The organism is Mucilaginibacter sp. UYP27 (assembly GCF_040547175.1).
Classification (GTDB): domain Bacteria; phylum Bacteroidota; class Bacteroidia; order Sphingobacteriales; family Sphingobacteriaceae; genus Mucilaginibacter.
On sequence record NZ_JBEPPE010000001.1, the window covers coordinates 1000943 to 1017205 of the forward strand.

Annotated in this window: 16 protein-coding genes; 1 reads left to right on the top strand and 15 read right to left on the bottom strand. The window is 37.8% G+C overall.

Annotated elements, in window-relative coordinates:
* Nucleotides 1-116: 116 nt before the first annotated feature.
* The 10 genes from ABIB39_RS04430 to ABIB39_RS04475 all read right to left on the bottom strand — a co-directional run bounded on the left by ABIB39_RS04430 (nucleotide 117) and on the right by ABIB39_RS04475 (nucleotide 8444).
* Nucleotides 117-839, bottom strand: a complete 723-nt coding sequence (locus ABIB39_RS04430) for a DUF4197 domain-containing protein (RefSeq protein ID WP_354427645.1) — start codon at nucleotides 837-839, stop codon at nucleotides 117-119.
* A 39-nt stretch (nucleotides 840-878) separates the two neighbouring features.
* Complete coding sequence (locus ABIB39_RS04435; RefSeq protein ID WP_354427646.1) at nucleotides 879-1886, bottom strand: inorganic phosphate transporter; 1008 nt, start codon at nucleotides 1884-1886, stop codon at nucleotides 879-881.
* A gap of 21 nt (nucleotides 1887-1907) precedes the next feature.
* The gene (locus tag ABIB39_RS04440; RefSeq protein WP_354427648.1) at nucleotides 1908-2558 is read right to left on the bottom strand and encodes a DUF47 domain-containing protein; all 651 of its coding nucleotides are present in this window, start codon (nucleotides 2556-2558) and stop codon (nucleotides 1908-1910) included.
* 50 nt (nucleotides 2559-2608) lie between these two features.
* Nucleotides 2609-3673, bottom strand: coding sequence for a sensor histidine kinase (locus ABIB39_RS04445; RefSeq protein WP_354427649.1), 1065 nt, complete (start codon nucleotides 3671-3673; stop codon nucleotides 2609-2611).
* 49 nt (nucleotides 3674-3722) lie between these two features.
* Entirely contained in the window at nucleotides 3723-4250 is a 528-nt protein-coding gene (locus tag ABIB39_RS04450) for a YceI family protein (protein ID WP_354427651.1), read from the bottom strand.
* A gap of 65 nt (nucleotides 4251-4315) precedes the next feature.
* Nucleotides 4316-5626 carry a carbohydrate porin gene (locus ABIB39_RS04455; RefSeq protein WP_354427653.1) on the bottom strand — a complete coding sequence of 437 codons (1311 nt, stop codon included), beginning with the start codon at nucleotides 5624-5626 and terminating at the stop codon, nucleotides 4316-4318.
* Between the two features lie 29 nt (nucleotides 5627-5655).
* Nucleotides 5656-6300, bottom strand: a complete 645-nt coding sequence (locus ABIB39_RS04460) for an HD domain-containing protein (RefSeq protein ID WP_354427654.1) — start codon at nucleotides 6298-6300, stop codon at nucleotides 5656-5658.
* Between the two features lie 63 nt (nucleotides 6301-6363).
* Nucleotides 6364-6603, bottom strand: coding sequence for a helix-turn-helix domain-containing protein (locus tag ABIB39_RS04465; RefSeq protein ID WP_354427656.1), 240 nt, complete (start codon nucleotides 6601-6603; stop codon nucleotides 6364-6366).
* Between the two features lie 177 nt (nucleotides 6604-6780).
* Nucleotides 6781-7272, bottom strand: coding sequence for a hypothetical protein (locus ABIB39_RS04470; protein WP_354427658.1), 492 nt, complete (start codon nucleotides 7270-7272; stop codon nucleotides 6781-6783).
* Nucleotides 7269-8444 (bottom strand): THUMP domain-containing class I SAM-dependent RNA methyltransferase, encoded by a 1176-nt coding sequence (locus tag ABIB39_RS04475; RefSeq protein WP_354427659.1) that lies wholly within the window; start codon nucleotides 8442-8444, stop codon nucleotides 7269-7271. The genes ABIB39_RS04470 and ABIB39_RS04475 overlap by 4 nt, the downstream gene beginning before the upstream one ends.
* A gap of 517 nt (nucleotides 8445-8961) precedes the next feature.
* Between ABIB39_RS04475 and ABIB39_RS04480 the strand changes: the two genes are divergently transcribed.
* Complete coding sequence (locus ABIB39_RS04480) at nucleotides 8962-9252, top strand: helix-turn-helix domain-containing protein (protein WP_354427660.1); 291 nt, start codon at nucleotides 8962-8964, stop codon at nucleotides 9250-9252.
* A gap of 141 nt (nucleotides 9253-9393) precedes the next feature.
* On the opposite strand, the gene ABIB39_RS04485 is transcribed toward ABIB39_RS04480, so the two are convergent.
* The 5 genes from ABIB39_RS04485 to ABIB39_RS04505 form a co-directional block, all read right to left on the bottom strand.
* Complete coding sequence (locus ABIB39_RS04485) at nucleotides 9394-9987, bottom strand: hypothetical protein (RefSeq protein WP_354427662.1); 594 nt, start codon at nucleotides 9985-9987, stop codon at nucleotides 9394-9396.
* A 158-nt stretch (nucleotides 9988-10145) separates the two neighbouring features.
* Nucleotides 10146-11336, bottom strand: coding sequence for a hypothetical protein (locus ABIB39_RS04490; protein WP_354427663.1), 1191 nt, complete (start codon nucleotides 11334-11336; stop codon nucleotides 10146-10148).
* A 10-nt stretch (nucleotides 11337-11346) separates the two neighbouring features.
* Nucleotides 11347-13077: a restriction system-associated AAA family ATPase gene (locus tag ABIB39_RS04495; RefSeq protein ID WP_354427665.1), complete on the bottom strand. Its 1731-nt coding sequence runs from the start codon at nucleotides 13075-13077 to the stop codon at nucleotides 11347-11349.
* Nucleotides 13074-14738, bottom strand: coding sequence for a restriction endonuclease subunit S (locus ABIB39_RS04500; RefSeq protein WP_354427667.1), 1665 nt, complete (start codon nucleotides 14736-14738; stop codon nucleotides 13074-13076). Before ABIB39_RS04500 ends, ABIB39_RS04495 begins: the two co-directional genes overlap by 4 nt.
* On the bottom strand, nucleotides 14647-16131 hold the full coding sequence (locus ABIB39_RS04505) for a type I restriction-modification system subunit M (RefSeq protein ID WP_354427669.1): 1485 nt from the start codon (nucleotides 16129-16131) through the stop codon (nucleotides 14647-14649). Before ABIB39_RS04505 ends, ABIB39_RS04500 begins: the two co-directional genes overlap by 92 nt.
* Nucleotides 16132-16263: the final 132 nt, after the last annotated feature.

Below are 16263 nucleotides of genomic sequence, written 5' to 3' on the forward strand. Positions count from 1 at the left end.
TTACGATGTGGGAAGCAATCTCTTAAGCACTATTCTGTAATGACGCGTTAATAAATGGAAACAAAACCGGCGACAGGTGTTAAACCTATCGCCGGTTTCTCTATCAAGATATTCTATTACTTTTTATTTTTATCGTAGTAACCAAACACCTTTTGGAGTAATGGTGTAGTACGTGCACCAAGGTTTTGGCGGATGTTTAGTTCTTCCTGTGCAATTTTTACAAACAGGCCTTCAATAGCGCGTTGGGTAACGTAATCGCTGATGTCCGGATTCACTTTGCTTACAAACGGTACTTTGTTGTAAGCATTTGCCGCATCAGTATAATATTTTGTAGCGCCTACTTTGTTTAAGCTGGTTTCAATAACCGGTTTAAAGCCGGCGGCAAGTGCCATGGTGGTAGTACGTTTAAAATATTGCGTAGCGGCATCCTTGTTTCCTAAAAGGATATTTGTTACATCAGTTAGGGTCATTTGCTTTATGGCGTTAACAAATATTGGCTTTGCTTTGCCGGCGGCATCTTCTGCGGCTCGGTTAAGGGATAGGATAACGTTATCTGCTAATTTGCCCAGCCCAATACTGCGCAGGGTTTTCTCCACCTTTTGTGCCTCGGGCGGGAAAAGTATTTTTATGGCAGCGTTACCAAAAAAACCATTAGCGGCAGATAGCTGGTCCGAACTTTTGCCGGTGCCTATTTCCAGGGCTTGTTTAAGGCCGTTGTTAATTTCGAGATTAGTTGGGTTGCCAAGCTGGCTTACTGTGGTTTGTGCAACCTGGTTAAGCGTATCGCAACTACAAAATAAAGTGAACAGGAGCGGAATAAGGATAAGCGTTTTTTTCATGCGAAAAGGTAAGCAAATTTACTGCCAGTAATGCAGCAATTATATATGCCTAACCAACATGAACATAAGGCCGGCAATAAGCGCCGAAATAGGGATGGTGATTATCCATGCCCAAACCAAATTTACGGTAACGCCCCAGCGCACAGCCGAAACACGCTTTGTTAAACCCACCCCAATGATTGAACCGGTAATGGTGTGTGTTGTAGATACGGGGATAGCAAAATGCTCCGTAATGAACAAGGTTACCGCACCTGCAGTTTCTGCAGCTACACCCTCTAAAGGCGTTATCTTGGTTATTTTAGAGCCCATTGTTTTAACGATCTTCCAACCGCCAGACATGGTGCCTAACGATATAGCCGTGTAACAAGCCAGCGGGATCCATTCGGGCATTGGCGCGCCACTGCCAATAACTTTGGCAGCAACCAAACTCACATATAAAATACCCATTACCTTTTGCGCGTCATTAGTACCATGTGCAAAGCTTAATGCCGCTGCCGATACTAATTGAAGCCTCTTAAACCAACGCTCTGCAACAACAGGCTTAGCCTTTTTACAGATATGGAGTATCAGGATGGTAATAAAGTATGCGATGAATAAACCAATAAACGGGGCCAGTACAATGTAGGCCACAATGGTTAAAATATAGTGTGAGTTGATAGCGTCAAAGGCATGCTTGCCCATAAACAGCGCATTGGTAATACCCGCGCCTGCAAAACCGCCAATAAGCGTATGCGATGAGCTGGATGGGATGCCAAACCACCAGGTGGTAAGGTTCCAGGTGATTGCGGCGATAAGGCCGGCAAGCACCACGTGCAGGGTAATAAAGTTTTCGTTCACCGTTTTGGCAACCGTGTTGGCCACTTTGTGGTCTTTAATAAAAAAGTAAGCGGCAAAGTTAAATATCGCAGCAAGCAACACGGCCTGGAAAGGCGTTAGCACCTTAGTAGATACTACGGTAGCTATAGAGTTGGCCGCGTCATGAAAACCATTGGTGTAATCAAAAATAAGCGCCAGGGCAATTACAGCAACAAGTAGGGTAGTAACCATTTAAAATGATATAAAATTAGCTTAGGCGTTTTTAATTAGTATAGATTCCATTACGTTAGCAGCGTCTTCGCACATATCTGTAGCGGTTTCAAGCGCGGCTAAGATCTCTTTGTATTTAATAAGGCGTATAGCATCTGTTTCGTAAAGGAAAAGATCGGCAACGGCACGGTCAAATACGTAATCGGCCTGGTTTTCAACGCTGTTTATACGGATACATGAATCTGCAATAGCACGTACGTTACGTAAGTCTTTAAGCTCGCGCACTGCTTTTTCAAGATCGGTGCCTGCTTGCAGGATCAGTTCAGATAACTTGCGGATGTGCTCGTTAAAATCGTCTATTTTGTAAAGCAGCATGCGGTTGGCAGCGCCATGGATATAATCGGCAATGTCATCAATAGCGGTTGCTAAAGAGTGGATGTCCTCACGATCAAACGGGGTGATAAAGTTTTTACCAAGTTCAAGATATATCTGGTGAGTAAGTTCGTCGCCTTTATTCTCAAGCTTGTCTATCTGCCTGAAAAGTTCTTCGCGGGTTGCAGGGTTAACCGAGTTAACGGCTTCAACCAAAATGGTTGCCATGCTTACAACATTGCTTGCAGCTTGCTCAAAAAGCGGGAAGAATGTTTTTTTATCCTTTGGTACAAAATACTGGAATATACTGTTAAGTGACATCTTGTTTCGTAAAATTTTGATAAAGGTACGGTTGCAATGTTAAGTTAATGTTAACTTTTTAACACTGGTATATTCGGGAAAGGCAGGATCTGTTTGGCAATTTGAAGTGTGAAGCCAAATGTAGACCCCATGCCCTCGGTACTGCGTACATTAATGGTTTGCTGGTGCGCTTCCATAATGTGTTTAACAATGGCAAGGCCCAGTCCCGAGCCTCCAATTTGCCTGGAACGACTGGTGTCTGTACGGTAAAACCGTTCAAATAAGCGTGGTAAGAACTTTTCTTCAATGCCTATACCATCATCGGTAACCTCTACCAATACCTGCTCGTGCAAGGTAAAAGTACTTACCGCTGTGTTGCCACCTTCTTTACCATATTTAAAAGAATTATCTATCAGGTTAACTAAAACCTGGCGTATTTTTTCGCGGTCGGCATTCACAAATATGCCGTCGTCGTATTTTTGTTTAAACGTTAATTTAATATTGTGCTGCTTGCTCTTCAGTTCCAACGATTCGAATACTTCTTTGATCAGGTCGTTAATTTTGAATTTGCTGTAATTGATAGGAATCTCACCCGATTCCAGCTTCGAGATCTCATCCAGATCATTGATGAGGTAGCTTAACCTGTCAACATTTTTTGATGCCTTGGCCAGGAATTGTTTAGCTAACTCTTTATCTTCCAGTTCGTCGTCCTGCAATGCCTCAATATAACCCTGTATGGCAAAAAGCGGTGTTTTAAACTCGTGGGAGATATTTGAAAGGAAATCCCTGCGGAATTTTTCCTGCTTTTTAAGGTCGTCTATTTCGCTCTTTTTTAGCCTGGCCCACTCTTTTACTTCCTGCTCAACATCATTTATAGGGTCGGCGCTCACGTGTTCGCCAAGGGCATCGCGCAGGTCGCGGCCAAGTTTAAGGTTATGGATCAGCTTGTAGATCAGCTTGATTTTTGAGTAGATATATTTTTCTATCAGGTAGTAAAAAACAATGTAGCTGGTGATAAAAGTAACCAGGAAGGTTACCATAACATCGTACCATTTATGCTGAAAGTAGTAGTTTACTGCCGATAAGGTGATGGCAACGGCGGCAGCGTTAATTAAAATGAGAACGCGCAATTTCATAGTATAAAGTTACTACAAAACCGCGCTTTGCAATGTTATTATATCGTTATTATTTTGGAGCTTCGGCCTCAAAATTAATGGTAACATCGTCGCTCATGGTCATGCTGTTGCCGCCGATCTTAAAATCTTTACGATTTATTTTAAAGCTGCCTTTAAACAAGTTGCCGGTAGATGATGTGGCATAAGTAAATGGTACCTCAACCGCTTTTGTAACGCCCTTAATAGTGAGGTTGAACAAACCTGTAAAATTGCTGCCGCTTGCTGTCTTAAACGATACAGATGACAGACTCATTTTTGGATATTTGGCTACGTCAAAGTAATTGTCGCGTTTAAGGTGCTCATCGCGCATATCATTGTCTGTGTTAATGGTGTTAACATCGGCAATAGCTTCAATTTTGCTGGTCGCTAACTTAGTAGGGTCGAAAGCGATGTTGCCCTGCACGCCGCCAATTATACCACCGGTTTTAATCCCCAGGTTCTTTAACTCGAAAGAGATCTTGGCTTTAGTGATGTTGTTTTGTGCAAAAGAACCTGTACTTATGACAAAGAATGCTATAACGGCTGTAATGTTTTTCATGTCGCAATATGACGGTTTTAAACCGCCCGGGTTTAATAATGTTGAATTTTTACTTTTTGCAGATGTTAAAATTCCACATGCGCCCTTACAGATAGCACGTTTACCGGTCCGCGATCTTTATTATAAGCCGGGTTGGCAATAAACTGGTAATCGGGAGAGATCCATAATTTATGCTGATAGGCATTTATTTTATAATAAAGTTCGGCAATCAACTCGGGCGAATAGTTCAACTGCCCATCGCCAATTATAAAGCCGTAACCGCCTGCTGCCAGATAATTCTTGTGATCTTCAGAGATCCCGTTACCTACAAAGGCCAGCCCCAACTCATCATCCTTACGGCTCCACCTGTTGCCTTTTAGCACAGCGCCAAGGCTTATCGAGCGGTCAATTTCGGTAAAGGCCCATGTTTCGGTTTTGCCATCGTTGTAGCTGGCTTTTGCAAACACGCCGAAATCATCGCTCAGGTACTGATCGGCATTAACAGCGAAACCGTATTTGTGGCGGCCGTATGCCTGTGTAGCGTCAACATCCGGTGCGGCAGGGTTTTGGTTAATGGCATCGCGGTAAATGCCCATCATCCCGTTATTACGGAAGCCTAATAACCTTAACGTGCCTTTATGCCCGTTTAAGGTATAGCGCCTTTCGTATTCTAAAGTTTGCGTATTGGCGTGGCTCAAATGCTCATCCCAGGTCGCTCCGTTGGCGGTGGTAGTAGTCATGGTGAAACCGAAGCGCAAGTTCCAGTTGGGCTGGCCCAGGTCTGCAACGGCGCCAATTACATAGCCACGGGTGTTTGCAGGATAATCCCAGGCGGCGTTATCCATTAAACTCCAGTTCATGAATTGCGAACGGGCATCGTGGCTAAACTCGTTACCGTCAAAAAAATCTGCCATGCCAAATTTACCGGCAGTGATTTTCAGGTAACGCTTACTGCGCATGCCTGCCAGTTGGTTTACGTCATCTTCTATGTATTCCTTCTCATCGCCAAAGTTAAAATACTGGCTTAGGTAAAGGCGGGCCAGGTAAATCTTAGGTTCAGCCGCGCCAACCCTAAAAGTTTCTCCATTTGGGAAACCTGCAATACCCAGCGTTTTGCTCAGGCCGGATCCGCCACTTAATTCAGGATTTAAATAAGCCTCTGCACCTTTCCATAAACGCGCGCCGCCAAAAAGGGTACTGGTTAATGATATTTGCGTTTCGCCAAACGGGCTTAAACTATTTTGGCCTGTATAGGATGCCGAAAACTGCGGTTTGTACTGCATAATAACCGTTTGCTGAAAATGCAAGTTAAAGCGTTGGTTTTTGGTGGTATCCTGCGCGGCAGAAAATTTTGCTGCAATTAAAAGTATGGTTAAAAAAAGTAAAGGTTTTTTCATGCTGATGAAGCGTTAAATGGTGTTTTGGTTTATTGTACTTCGCTATAAAATTGCTCCAAAAAGCTTTCCATAAAATTATGGCGCTGCAGGGCCATTTGTTTGCCCGTTTCGGTGTTCATTTTATCTTTTAGTAAAAGTAATTTTTCGTAAAAGTGGTTAATGGTAGGGGCTTTTGTGTTTTTGTATTCCTCCTTACTCATGTTAAGGTTTGGTTTGATATTGGGGTTGTAGATCTCCCTGTCCTTAAAACCGCCGTAAGTAAAAGCGCGGGCAATACCAATGGCACCTATGGCATCCAGCCTGTCGGCATCTTGTACAACGGCAAGTTCTTTTGAGTGGAAAGTGGTTTTATTAAAGCTTGCCTTGAACGACATGTGCCTGATAATCTGTTGCACATGCTCAACAATAGCGGCATCAACATCAATACTGTTTAAGAATTTACCGGCAGTTGCGGGGCCGATCTCTTCATCTCCATTGTGGAATTTGCTGTCGGCAATATCATGTAGCAGCGCGGCAAGTTCAACAGAAAGGAGGTCGCAATATTCTGTCCGGGCAATGTGTTTAGCGTTGGTATAAACACGTTGTATGTGCCACCAATCGTGCCCGCCTTCGGCATCTTTTAAGGTATCCTGAACGAAGTTTATTGTTTTTTGAATAATGGCGGGGTGGTTCATATCTGCAGATTGGGTGTGCAAATATAACAGGATACTAAATTAGTTTTAGTGTTTTTTGGCGATTCAGGCGGCTTCTGCTTCCGGCGTACTTATCAGTTCCATCAGGTCGGTATCTAATATCTCAGCTACCTGAAATAGGCGCTCAACTGTGATCTTGGTATAACCCAGCTCTATTTTACTGTAAGCGTTTTGAGAGATGTTTAATTTTGCCGCTAAATATTCTTGTGTGTAGTTCAACTCTTCGCGTTTGTTGCGAATGTTTGTCGCAACTGCTTTTACCTTAAAGTTCAGCATTTTACTCATTGTGTTTAATTAGGATATCATCTTTATAAACGAAATTGGTGTGGCAACGGATTTAAAAAAAATAATTTTAACGAAATTTTTTTGCCGACAGGCGGGAGAAGTGTAGATAACACAACTTAAGGTTAACAAGAAAAGCGGCCATAAGCCGCTTTTCTTGTCGTTTTAAGGTAGTATAAACTACTTTATATCGTACTTTACCACAACTGTAGGCAGTAACGTAGCCGAGTTAAGCGGTATTTGGTCGTTAGCTACAATAGGGTGGCGGTTCTTATAAAAATCGAAAGCGGCTTTTTGAATATCGGCGACTGCAGTTGCCGGATTATTAAAGTTAATAGAAAACGGGATAATAAAATCGTGAAATTTCTCCTTGTTTGGGATGATCCACTTTTTGGTAGATTTTTTTAACGCCGCAATTACCGGCAGGGTTAGCAGGTAATCATCAGCATAATAAATAACCATCTTTTGAATATTGCCATTTACATCCGCAGTAAATTTTATAACTGCTACGCCGGCTGCCTTCTTTGCAATTATCTCCGGGCCAACTATTAGGCTATCCTTAAAAAATTTGTTCATGATAGGGGCGCCGCCCTGGAAAGGGAAGGCCAGGTCTTCTTGCGCGTGAGCGTAAAAAGATGTTAATACAAGTGCTAATATGATCAGTTTTTTCATTCTGTTTCTTTTGGTTCGCGTTTGCTGCCTTCGTAAAGCTCATATTCAAATAAGCGGCAGTCTAATTTTCCATTATAAAATTCTATACGGCGTGCAGCCTTTAAACCTATCTTTTTAGCAAGATCGGGGTTGCCGGTGAAAACGTAACCGCGGTAGCCAAGGGCTTTCTTTTTTAAGAAATCGCCCATGCGTTTATACGTTATTTCCAGTTTGCTGTGTACCCCTAAACGTTCGCCATACTCGGGGTTAAACATAATAACACCGCCACCTTCAGGTACTTCAGTATCCTCAAAATCACAAACGTAAAATTCTATTAAATGTTCTACACCGGCGGTATTTGCGTTCTTACGGGCGATATCTATGGCATCCTCAGATATATCGGTGGCGATTATCTTAAAGTCGACCGCCTTTTTGGCTTTATCTTTTAATTTACGGCGCTCTACAAAAAACTCCTGCTCATCATAACCCATCAGGTGCATAAAACCATAGTTCATGCGGAATAGGCCGGGATGCTTATCAGTAGCCAATAAAGCCGCCTCGATAGCCAAAGTGCCCGATCCACACATGGGATTAATGAACGTGCTGTTCCTATCCCAATTGGTTGCCATAATGGTTGATGTAGCCAAAGCTTCCAGCATCGGGGCTTTGCCCGGTATTTTACGGTAGCTGTGTTTTGCCAAAGTTTCGCCCGACGTATCCAGGTAAATATCGGCCTTGTCGTCCTGCCAGTAAAGGCTTACAACGGTTTTATTATTATCGGCACCGGAGTTTGGGCGGATGCCTTTTTTATCTTTTATCCTGTCAACAATGGCATCTTTTACCTTTACATTGGCAAACAACGGGGTAAGAATGTGCTCGTTATTAACGTTAGAGGTTACCGAAAAGAATCCTGAAAAATCTATGTATTCTTCCCATTCAATCTGCACAAGCTCGTCGTACAGTTGTTTTGGGTCGGCAGCGGTAAAGCTTTTCAACAGGTATAAAACCTGGCTCGCGCAACGCAGGTTAAGGTTTAGCGCAATGGTATCTGTTACGGTACCAACCAGCTCAACGCCGGTTTGCCAAACGCGTGTTGGTTTAAAGCCTAACGCTTCAACCTCTTGCTGCAAATAAGGCGACAGCCTTTTGTTACAGGTGATAATGATCTTACTCTCAGTGTGGAAAATTGACATGGTGTTGTTATTCAACTACTTAGCAAGGATGAGTAACAGATTAATAACAAGTTGCACACATTTTTTACAATTGTAATCTGATTAATATCATCCTTTATTTATGGTAGGATTAATTGCAAAACTAAAGTTAAATTAGTTAAAGCACAATACATTGTTTTATACTCAAGAGATTGTTTAATAACATAAGTGAACTTGAAAAAAGTACATTTATTTCAACTTTAAAGTTAGTGATTGTTAAAAAGATTATTAGGCAATAACTATTTAAATATCCGATATCGGATAAGTACATCCTTAACGACTATTTTGCCCTAAGTTAGACAGCGTTGGTTTTGATTTAAAGAAGAACATCAATTTTATAATAATAATTCATTAGAGAGCCTTAAAATGCGCATAGGTTTAATATTAGGACTCGTCCAAGGACGTAATTACTATCTATCATGCAATTGATTTACTTTTTAGTGTATTAATAAGTGCGAATGCATTTGAATTATGTTTGTTGATAAAACATAAATGAAATATGGGGATTGATCAAATACAGATTATCACAACTCGTGAAGAATTACAAAAAATCATAGACATGGCTGTTTTAGTTGCTTTTGAAAAGCTGAATACTAACGCCTCGGTTATTGCAATAGCCAAAACTGAACCTCCAATTACAACTAAGGAATTAATCAAATTTTTAGCCATTTCGGAACCTACCTTAATTCGTTGGAGAAAAAAAGGCAAAATTCCATATTTGAGAATTGGTGGTCGGATTTTATATCAAAAATCTGCTGTTTTGACATCGTTAGAAAGCAAAATTAGATAGAGCCTGGTGTCTATTTAATTCGAATCCCTCCGGCTCCACCATCAAATCGACTAAAATGCCCTTTCTGATATAGATAAGGGCATTTTTTATGCTTAAAAATTACATGGGGTGCAAATTGGGGTGCAAATTTTATACTCTTTCTTACAACCATCTATTCTTTCTTTTGGCAAAATATTCAGCTTCTTTAGTCATACTTTGAGGAAAGCCACCTAAACCCTTCTCAACTCGATGGTAAAGTAATTCATCAATTTTATAATCTGATAAGGTCATCATTTCCTTGAAATCAATCAGATCAAGCATTCTCGCTTTATCCATTAAAAATCTTCTATAGTTATTATAATAGCCACTTTTTAAATGAATGGATGTTACCATCTCCCCATTTATGTGTTCATGATCTATCGATTCGACATAAAATGTGGTACTACTAAATTTACCTAATAGAAAAGTCCAACTAAAGCTGTCACCCACATCTATAGGATGTGTGACCTTTAGGTTAAAAAATGCATATTGTTGACTAAAGCCATCCTTGAAGTAGAAAGTACAAAAATCGGAAGCAGGAATAAATAATTTAGGTTGATCAATGTTTAAATGCCATCGTTCAGCATATAGCTGATTGATGAATTTTGAAACTTTTGCAGATGTTAATCCTATATCGTTTGACAACGCCTTAATAGAAGGGGTTTTAAATCCCTCAGAGTCACTATTCTTCGCTTCCTTTTGGATTATATCAAGCAACGCACGAATGTCTTTATTAGACGCTTTAATTAACGATAGCCACCGCCTCGGACATTAATGCTTTAAAAATATCTTTTGTTGATGCCTTAAATTGGAAAGATTCAGTATTGCTAATATATTGTCCCATATTCTACCTTGAATCGTAACCGCAACAAATATCACTCAAACATTTGGCTGTTTACATTTATTGGAGCGGTAGGGAACGTTTTTTTAAAATTTAAGTAGTTTAACAAATAGTTTTCGTCCTTTAGGCACCATTCAATTAAAATTCTTTTAGGTATTAATCCTTCTTCAGTAGAGATAAAAATGTATTCATATAAATATCTTTTTCTTAGAAGGTTATTTAATTCACTTTTTAATTCAATTAATAAATCTGCACTGCTCGAATCCATAGTACGCAGAATCTTATCTATCATTGATTTTCCATGTATTTTTAAATATTCTTCATATCTATTTTTGATATTAAACACTCTGTCCCATGTTTTAATTTTATCAGTAATTCGACGATTAGAACTTACATTTGGTTTTATTTTTACCTCCCATTCTCCCTTCCATAAGTTCGAGTAATCAGGATATTCTTTACACACCAACTCAAAATTATATAATTCACATGGATTTGGAGTAGGCTCAAAAGGATAAAAAGAAATTGTTCTCGCTGTTCGGTTTTTATCTGAATATAAAAGATGTTGGGAGCTTTTTTTACCATTGCAATGGTCGCCAATCGGAACTAAATTTTTCAAATTAATTGAAGAAAATACAAATAATGAATCACCTTTTGGTAATAAGTGATCATAATCTGGTCTGCCTTCAGAATTAATCATCTTAATTGGTTCAATCCCACAAAATGGACACAGGGAAAAATCTTCATTAGAAATTGAATGATTGTCTTTCAATCCAGTAAAGTGATTTCCAAGATGACTGCCAATTTTTTTAGAAAATGTACTGTCTTTTTTGCCTAACTGCCCTGTATATAAATTATCGACAAATAGCTCATTTAAAAAAACTTCAATAGTATTATCGAAGCTTCCATCCGCATTATGCTTCTTAAAATCGGAGGCTACAGGAATATGCGCATATCGCTTTGTTTTATTGGAAAACAGGGTGTCAATTCTATTACCATCCGAAAAAGCTTTGATGATTGCTGTCTTCTCCTTCTCGCTTAAGGTTAAAAAATGCGTCAATTGAGTCTCTAGCTTTTCTAATCTATTTACAGTAGCGGAATACCATGCCGGCAGCAATGATGTTGTAAAAGCTACAGGTTTTTCCTTTTCTACTTTTTCAAAAAAGAACGATATTAATTCATGTAGCTTTTCTACATCATGATTAAAATATTTTAGATAAAACAGCATTCAGCAATTGTTAAATTTTTGAAAGCTCGTTTTCCTTATCCGTATAATGTTTTAGTAGCTGAAGTCTGTCCATTGATTCACCTAATAACCTAATTTCATCCATTATTGCTTCTAACATTTCATTAGTTTCCGAATTATTGATTTTTATATAAAGATTTTGGATTTGGTTAAATGAAAGTTTAGCCATTTGGTTTTTAAAATGTTCATCTTGCTTTAAATCAGATTGAAAAACATCGTCTAAAACATTTTCAAAGGTACTGCCATAAGTTTCGCTTTTTATGCGATCAAATGTTACCCTATCTCCTTCTCTTATAAATTTAAAGACATTGTAACCGTGACAATCAGATAAAACAAACGGTGAATGGGTGGTTATTATAAATTCGACCTCCTTGTTAACAAGTATTTTTTCCAACTGGTAAAAAAAATCACTTCGCCAAATAGGGTTAAAGTGGGTATCTGGTTCATCCAACAAGTAAAGTATATCTCGTTTAGGATACTTATCATCAAAAAGCAGGATCCCGCCAACTATATGAATAAACTGATGTTCTCCATCACTAATCTTTTCGTATTCGGTTCGAACATACCTTTCTTCACCTAATTTTAAAATAAGTTCAATTTTTTCGATGCTAAAAATTTTATCAAGGGACGCTATCTGTGGAAATCTGAGTAATTGACCTTTCTCACGCTTCTTTCGTAGATTATTTCGCTGTTCTCTTTGTATACAAAGTGTGTTTAAAAGATTTAACTTTGTTAAGGCCTCGAAAAGTTTTTGTGGTGTCCCAAATTTATCTCTAAATAGTTCCTGCGTGACTTCATTAAAGACGAAATCCAGTGTATGAATTTCCCCCTCGCCACTTTCTTTTGTAATTTCTTTTAAAATAGCACAGTCAGTTAAACTATTCAAATATCCCTGAAGTTCATCAGTTACCTCCAAAGTGCGTTTGGTATAAAGTTTATTCCATCTTATAATAATCCTAAAGGAGTTAAGCCTATCTATTCGTAGTGTTTCCTGAATTGTTTTTAATTTCTGAGCGTCTGCTAATAGCAAATTTGAAACTACAATAGCAGCATTTGAATCATAATTTAAAATTAATAAGTTAGGTGATTCAATAGCCTTTTTTTGATTATCCGAAATCTTATTCTTTTTACCTTTGGCTTCCTTAGCGACTTGTTGTGCATAGAAGTCTTGTAAATCGATAAACGGCATGCTTACGAGATCATTTAAACCGGAGGTGTAACCAACTACTAAAGGAAGATAATTTCTTGCTTCATCAGCGGAAATTACAGTGTAAGGATCGTCGTCAAATAAACTATTCTGTTGTTTATTTTCGACTTTAATTTTAAAAATAGGCGCATGCTTTTTTTTAATTCGACCAGTTGGGGGTTTTCTCGTAATTTGAATTTCCTTTGATTCTTCGTTTTGGGTAACTTGATTATAGATGTTGATTTTATATTTTAAATCAAAATAGATCGGTTCCTGATCCCTGTTTGCATAAGCAAAATATTTGGGACTGTCGGTATGGTACAGTTTATTCTCAGCTTCATACAAAAAGAAAATTTCAAGGTCATAGAAAATATCAGCGATTAATTCCAAAAAGTTTGATTTTCCACTTCCATTTAGGCCGACCAGACAAATTGGATCAATATGCCCTTTTAGTAAGATATGCTTTGGGAACTTCTTTTCAAAATGCTCTAGACCACGATATTTTTCATTAAAAAGCTGGATCGACTGTATTTTCATGGCTTTCTTATTTGAAATCCTATCTTTTCATTATCTTTTACAGTAATAAAAAACGGAAAGTCGTCCGTTGAAGTAATTTTACTTTGAACCATTTCTAAAAAGATAGAAGAAAAGTCATCGAAATCAAAATCTTTAAAACTGTCTTGAGTGTTGATTTTAATATTCTCTATGTTTTTATCAGTAAGGATAAAGCCTGGATCGCCATATTGTTCAATTGAAAATTTTTTAATGAAATCTTTAATTTTCTCGTGATCTTTTGAACTCATAAACTTTTCATTTAATAACGTCGATTGCGCTTTTTTCAAGAGTTTTATTTTATTGAGTTTTTCCTCTTTCTCAATTTCTAATTGTCTAATTATTAATGACAAATTTTGATTGGTGGGGTTTGCTGTACCAAATCCTCCGCTAAAGGCTAAATTTAGAATTGATTGATATAAATTTTCAAAAAGCTGGCTCGATAATCTATTTTTTTCTTCAGCCTCTTCAATCTTTATGAGTAATTTCTCAATATTGGATACTATTTCTCGTTGCTCTTTTATCTGAGGAAGATAAATTGTTAGGTTTTTTACTTCATCAGTGTTTATGTTATTAACGCCACTGCTGGACCGACCGCCACTTTCAATTTGTCTTCTAACTACAGGTGAATGTAATGAATAATTTAAAAATTCTGGTAATATTTTTGCATGATTAAGCCTTAATCGTAATAAATAACCCGCAAAGGCCAAACCCTTTTCTTTTTCGGTTATTACACAAGACCGTCCCAACAAATTAACACTACCATTGGATCTAATCAATAAAATATCACCTATTTCCAATTTAAGATTATTGTACTCGTCGTCAGTTAAATGCGAATATTTCAAATCACTTAAATCTATGTAGAAATTTTTCAGGTTGGGAATCCGAATTATCGCTGTTCCTTCTATGTTTTTTTTGGAAGGTTTCGCCGTGCCGTAATTTATAGATGTTAAAACTTCGCCAAGTCTAACTTTCGGATATTCTCCGTTTTCATCTGACCAATTGTTGGTTAATTTTCCAGAAACTGCGTAATCTAAAACCGAATTTTTAAAATCTTCTAAAGAATGTATTTTATTTAATTCTGCTTCTACTATAGTAGAGTTAAGTTCTATTAAGTAATTCCGCAAACTTTGTATTAATTCAGAGTTTGATTTATTTATATCGTTTTCAAATTTCACCCATTTTTCCTCTATTATATTTACAATGTTTATCTGCTCGTCGATAGGAGGAAATGGTATTTCTAAATCATAAAAGAGATCCGAGTTTATATGTGGAATACTATCCCCAGTAGTATTTTGATTCAAATACTGAAATTGAAGTTTTAAAAAGTAATAAAGATATTTACTATTAACACCAATTGGTGTCAAGCACATTAATGTTGATCCTACGGCGCCATCTATGCCTTGGAAAACCAATCCGCTTCGTGAACCATCCCATACAACTAATACGTCATCGATGGAAGATATAATTGTGGAATAGGGATCTGCAAATTGAGTAATATTTTGAGTTTCCAATACCTCAATATCCAAATAGGGTACACTATCGAAAAATTTATTACTTGATACCTTTTGCGGTTTTTTTCCTTTTCGAGCCACTACTATCTGCCGAAGAGGAATTGTCAACCAATGTTTTGGAATATTCATCATTTGCTGACAATTTACTTTTTAATTCTTTTAAAGCACTAATTTTTCGTTCATAATCTGCAATCATTTCATCAATAATTATTTCGGGATGAGGTAATGGTGCAGCCTTAACTATTTCGGTGAACGACAGATCAAAACCTCTACTTACTATATCTTCAAATTTATGGGGTACAAATTTATCTGTTTGTGTTCTAATACTTTTCCCATTCGGATCGATACCATAGCACCTTTCAAATTCTTCAAAATGTTTTAATTCTAAAATATTACTTTTTGTGGTAATTTTCCTTGTACCCTTACGGGCATCATACATCCACAAAGTTTCCGTTGGGACACTTTTTTGAAAAAATAAAACACAAGCTTTCACGCCGTTTGCATATGCTGCAAAAACCCCCTCCGGAAGTTTAATGATTGTGTGTAGATTACAAACTTCTGATTTGCTTTTATTTATGTTAAGATAGAATGACCAAATCTTCTTTGCTGCATCGTTTGATAAACAACTATCTGGTAAAACTATTGCTGCCCGCCCACCAGGCTTAAGCCTTTCAATAATATGTTGAATGAAATTTAGCTGTTTATCACTTGTTTTTACAGGAAAGTTCCTATTGGGCACCTGATTTGAACCTTTATTTCCAAAGGGCGGATTAGATAAAATGCAAGAAAAATACCTTTCATCTGTAATTCCGTAAATTGTGTCACCTAACTTTATTTCAGCATTAACTCCATGTAAAAACATATTCATTAAAGCAAGCCTACGAGGGCGTTGCACTAATTCCTGACCAAAATAAACCTTTTCAATTATTCGTTTTTGTTCTTCTTTGCTTAATTTATGATGTCCGTATTTAGATTTAAACCACTCATAAGAGACGACTAAAAACCCAGCAGTTCCTACCGCTACATCCCCAATGTTAAAATCTTTACTTTCAAGAGGGTTAGGCTTTATTACATTGACAATTGTTTGAATTAATGGCCTTGGGGTAAAATATTGACCAGCCCCTTTTTTACCTTCATTAGCTACTCTTCCTATTAATTCCTCAAAAGCTAATCCTACAACATCAGCGTCAATACTTGTCCAATGAATGGAATTGATTTCCTGTATTAATGCCTTTAATATTTGGGAATTTTTTACCCTTGAAACCGGGTCAGAAAAAATTTCACCCAAAATACCGCCCTCGGTCTTCAATTTTTGTAATACCGATTCCAAATGTGACAGTAAAAACTCATCATCATCTTTTGTAACAAGGGAATTCCAATCGAACCCTTTAGGCACATAAATCCCCTTTTCTTCTGCCATTTTAATGAACAAAAGATATGTTAATTGCTCAATATAATCAGATGGATCAACCCCATCGTGACGTAATTTATTACAGAATCCCCAAAGTTTATTTACTAAATCCATTTGTATTGAACAATGTGCTAATATAGTAGGATTAAAGTACATTGCTTTATATTACAAAAACTCGAAAAGTAATTCCTTAAAAATGAGTTATAAAAACTTTGTCAGCGGAAATGGATACGGCCCGACTTCACA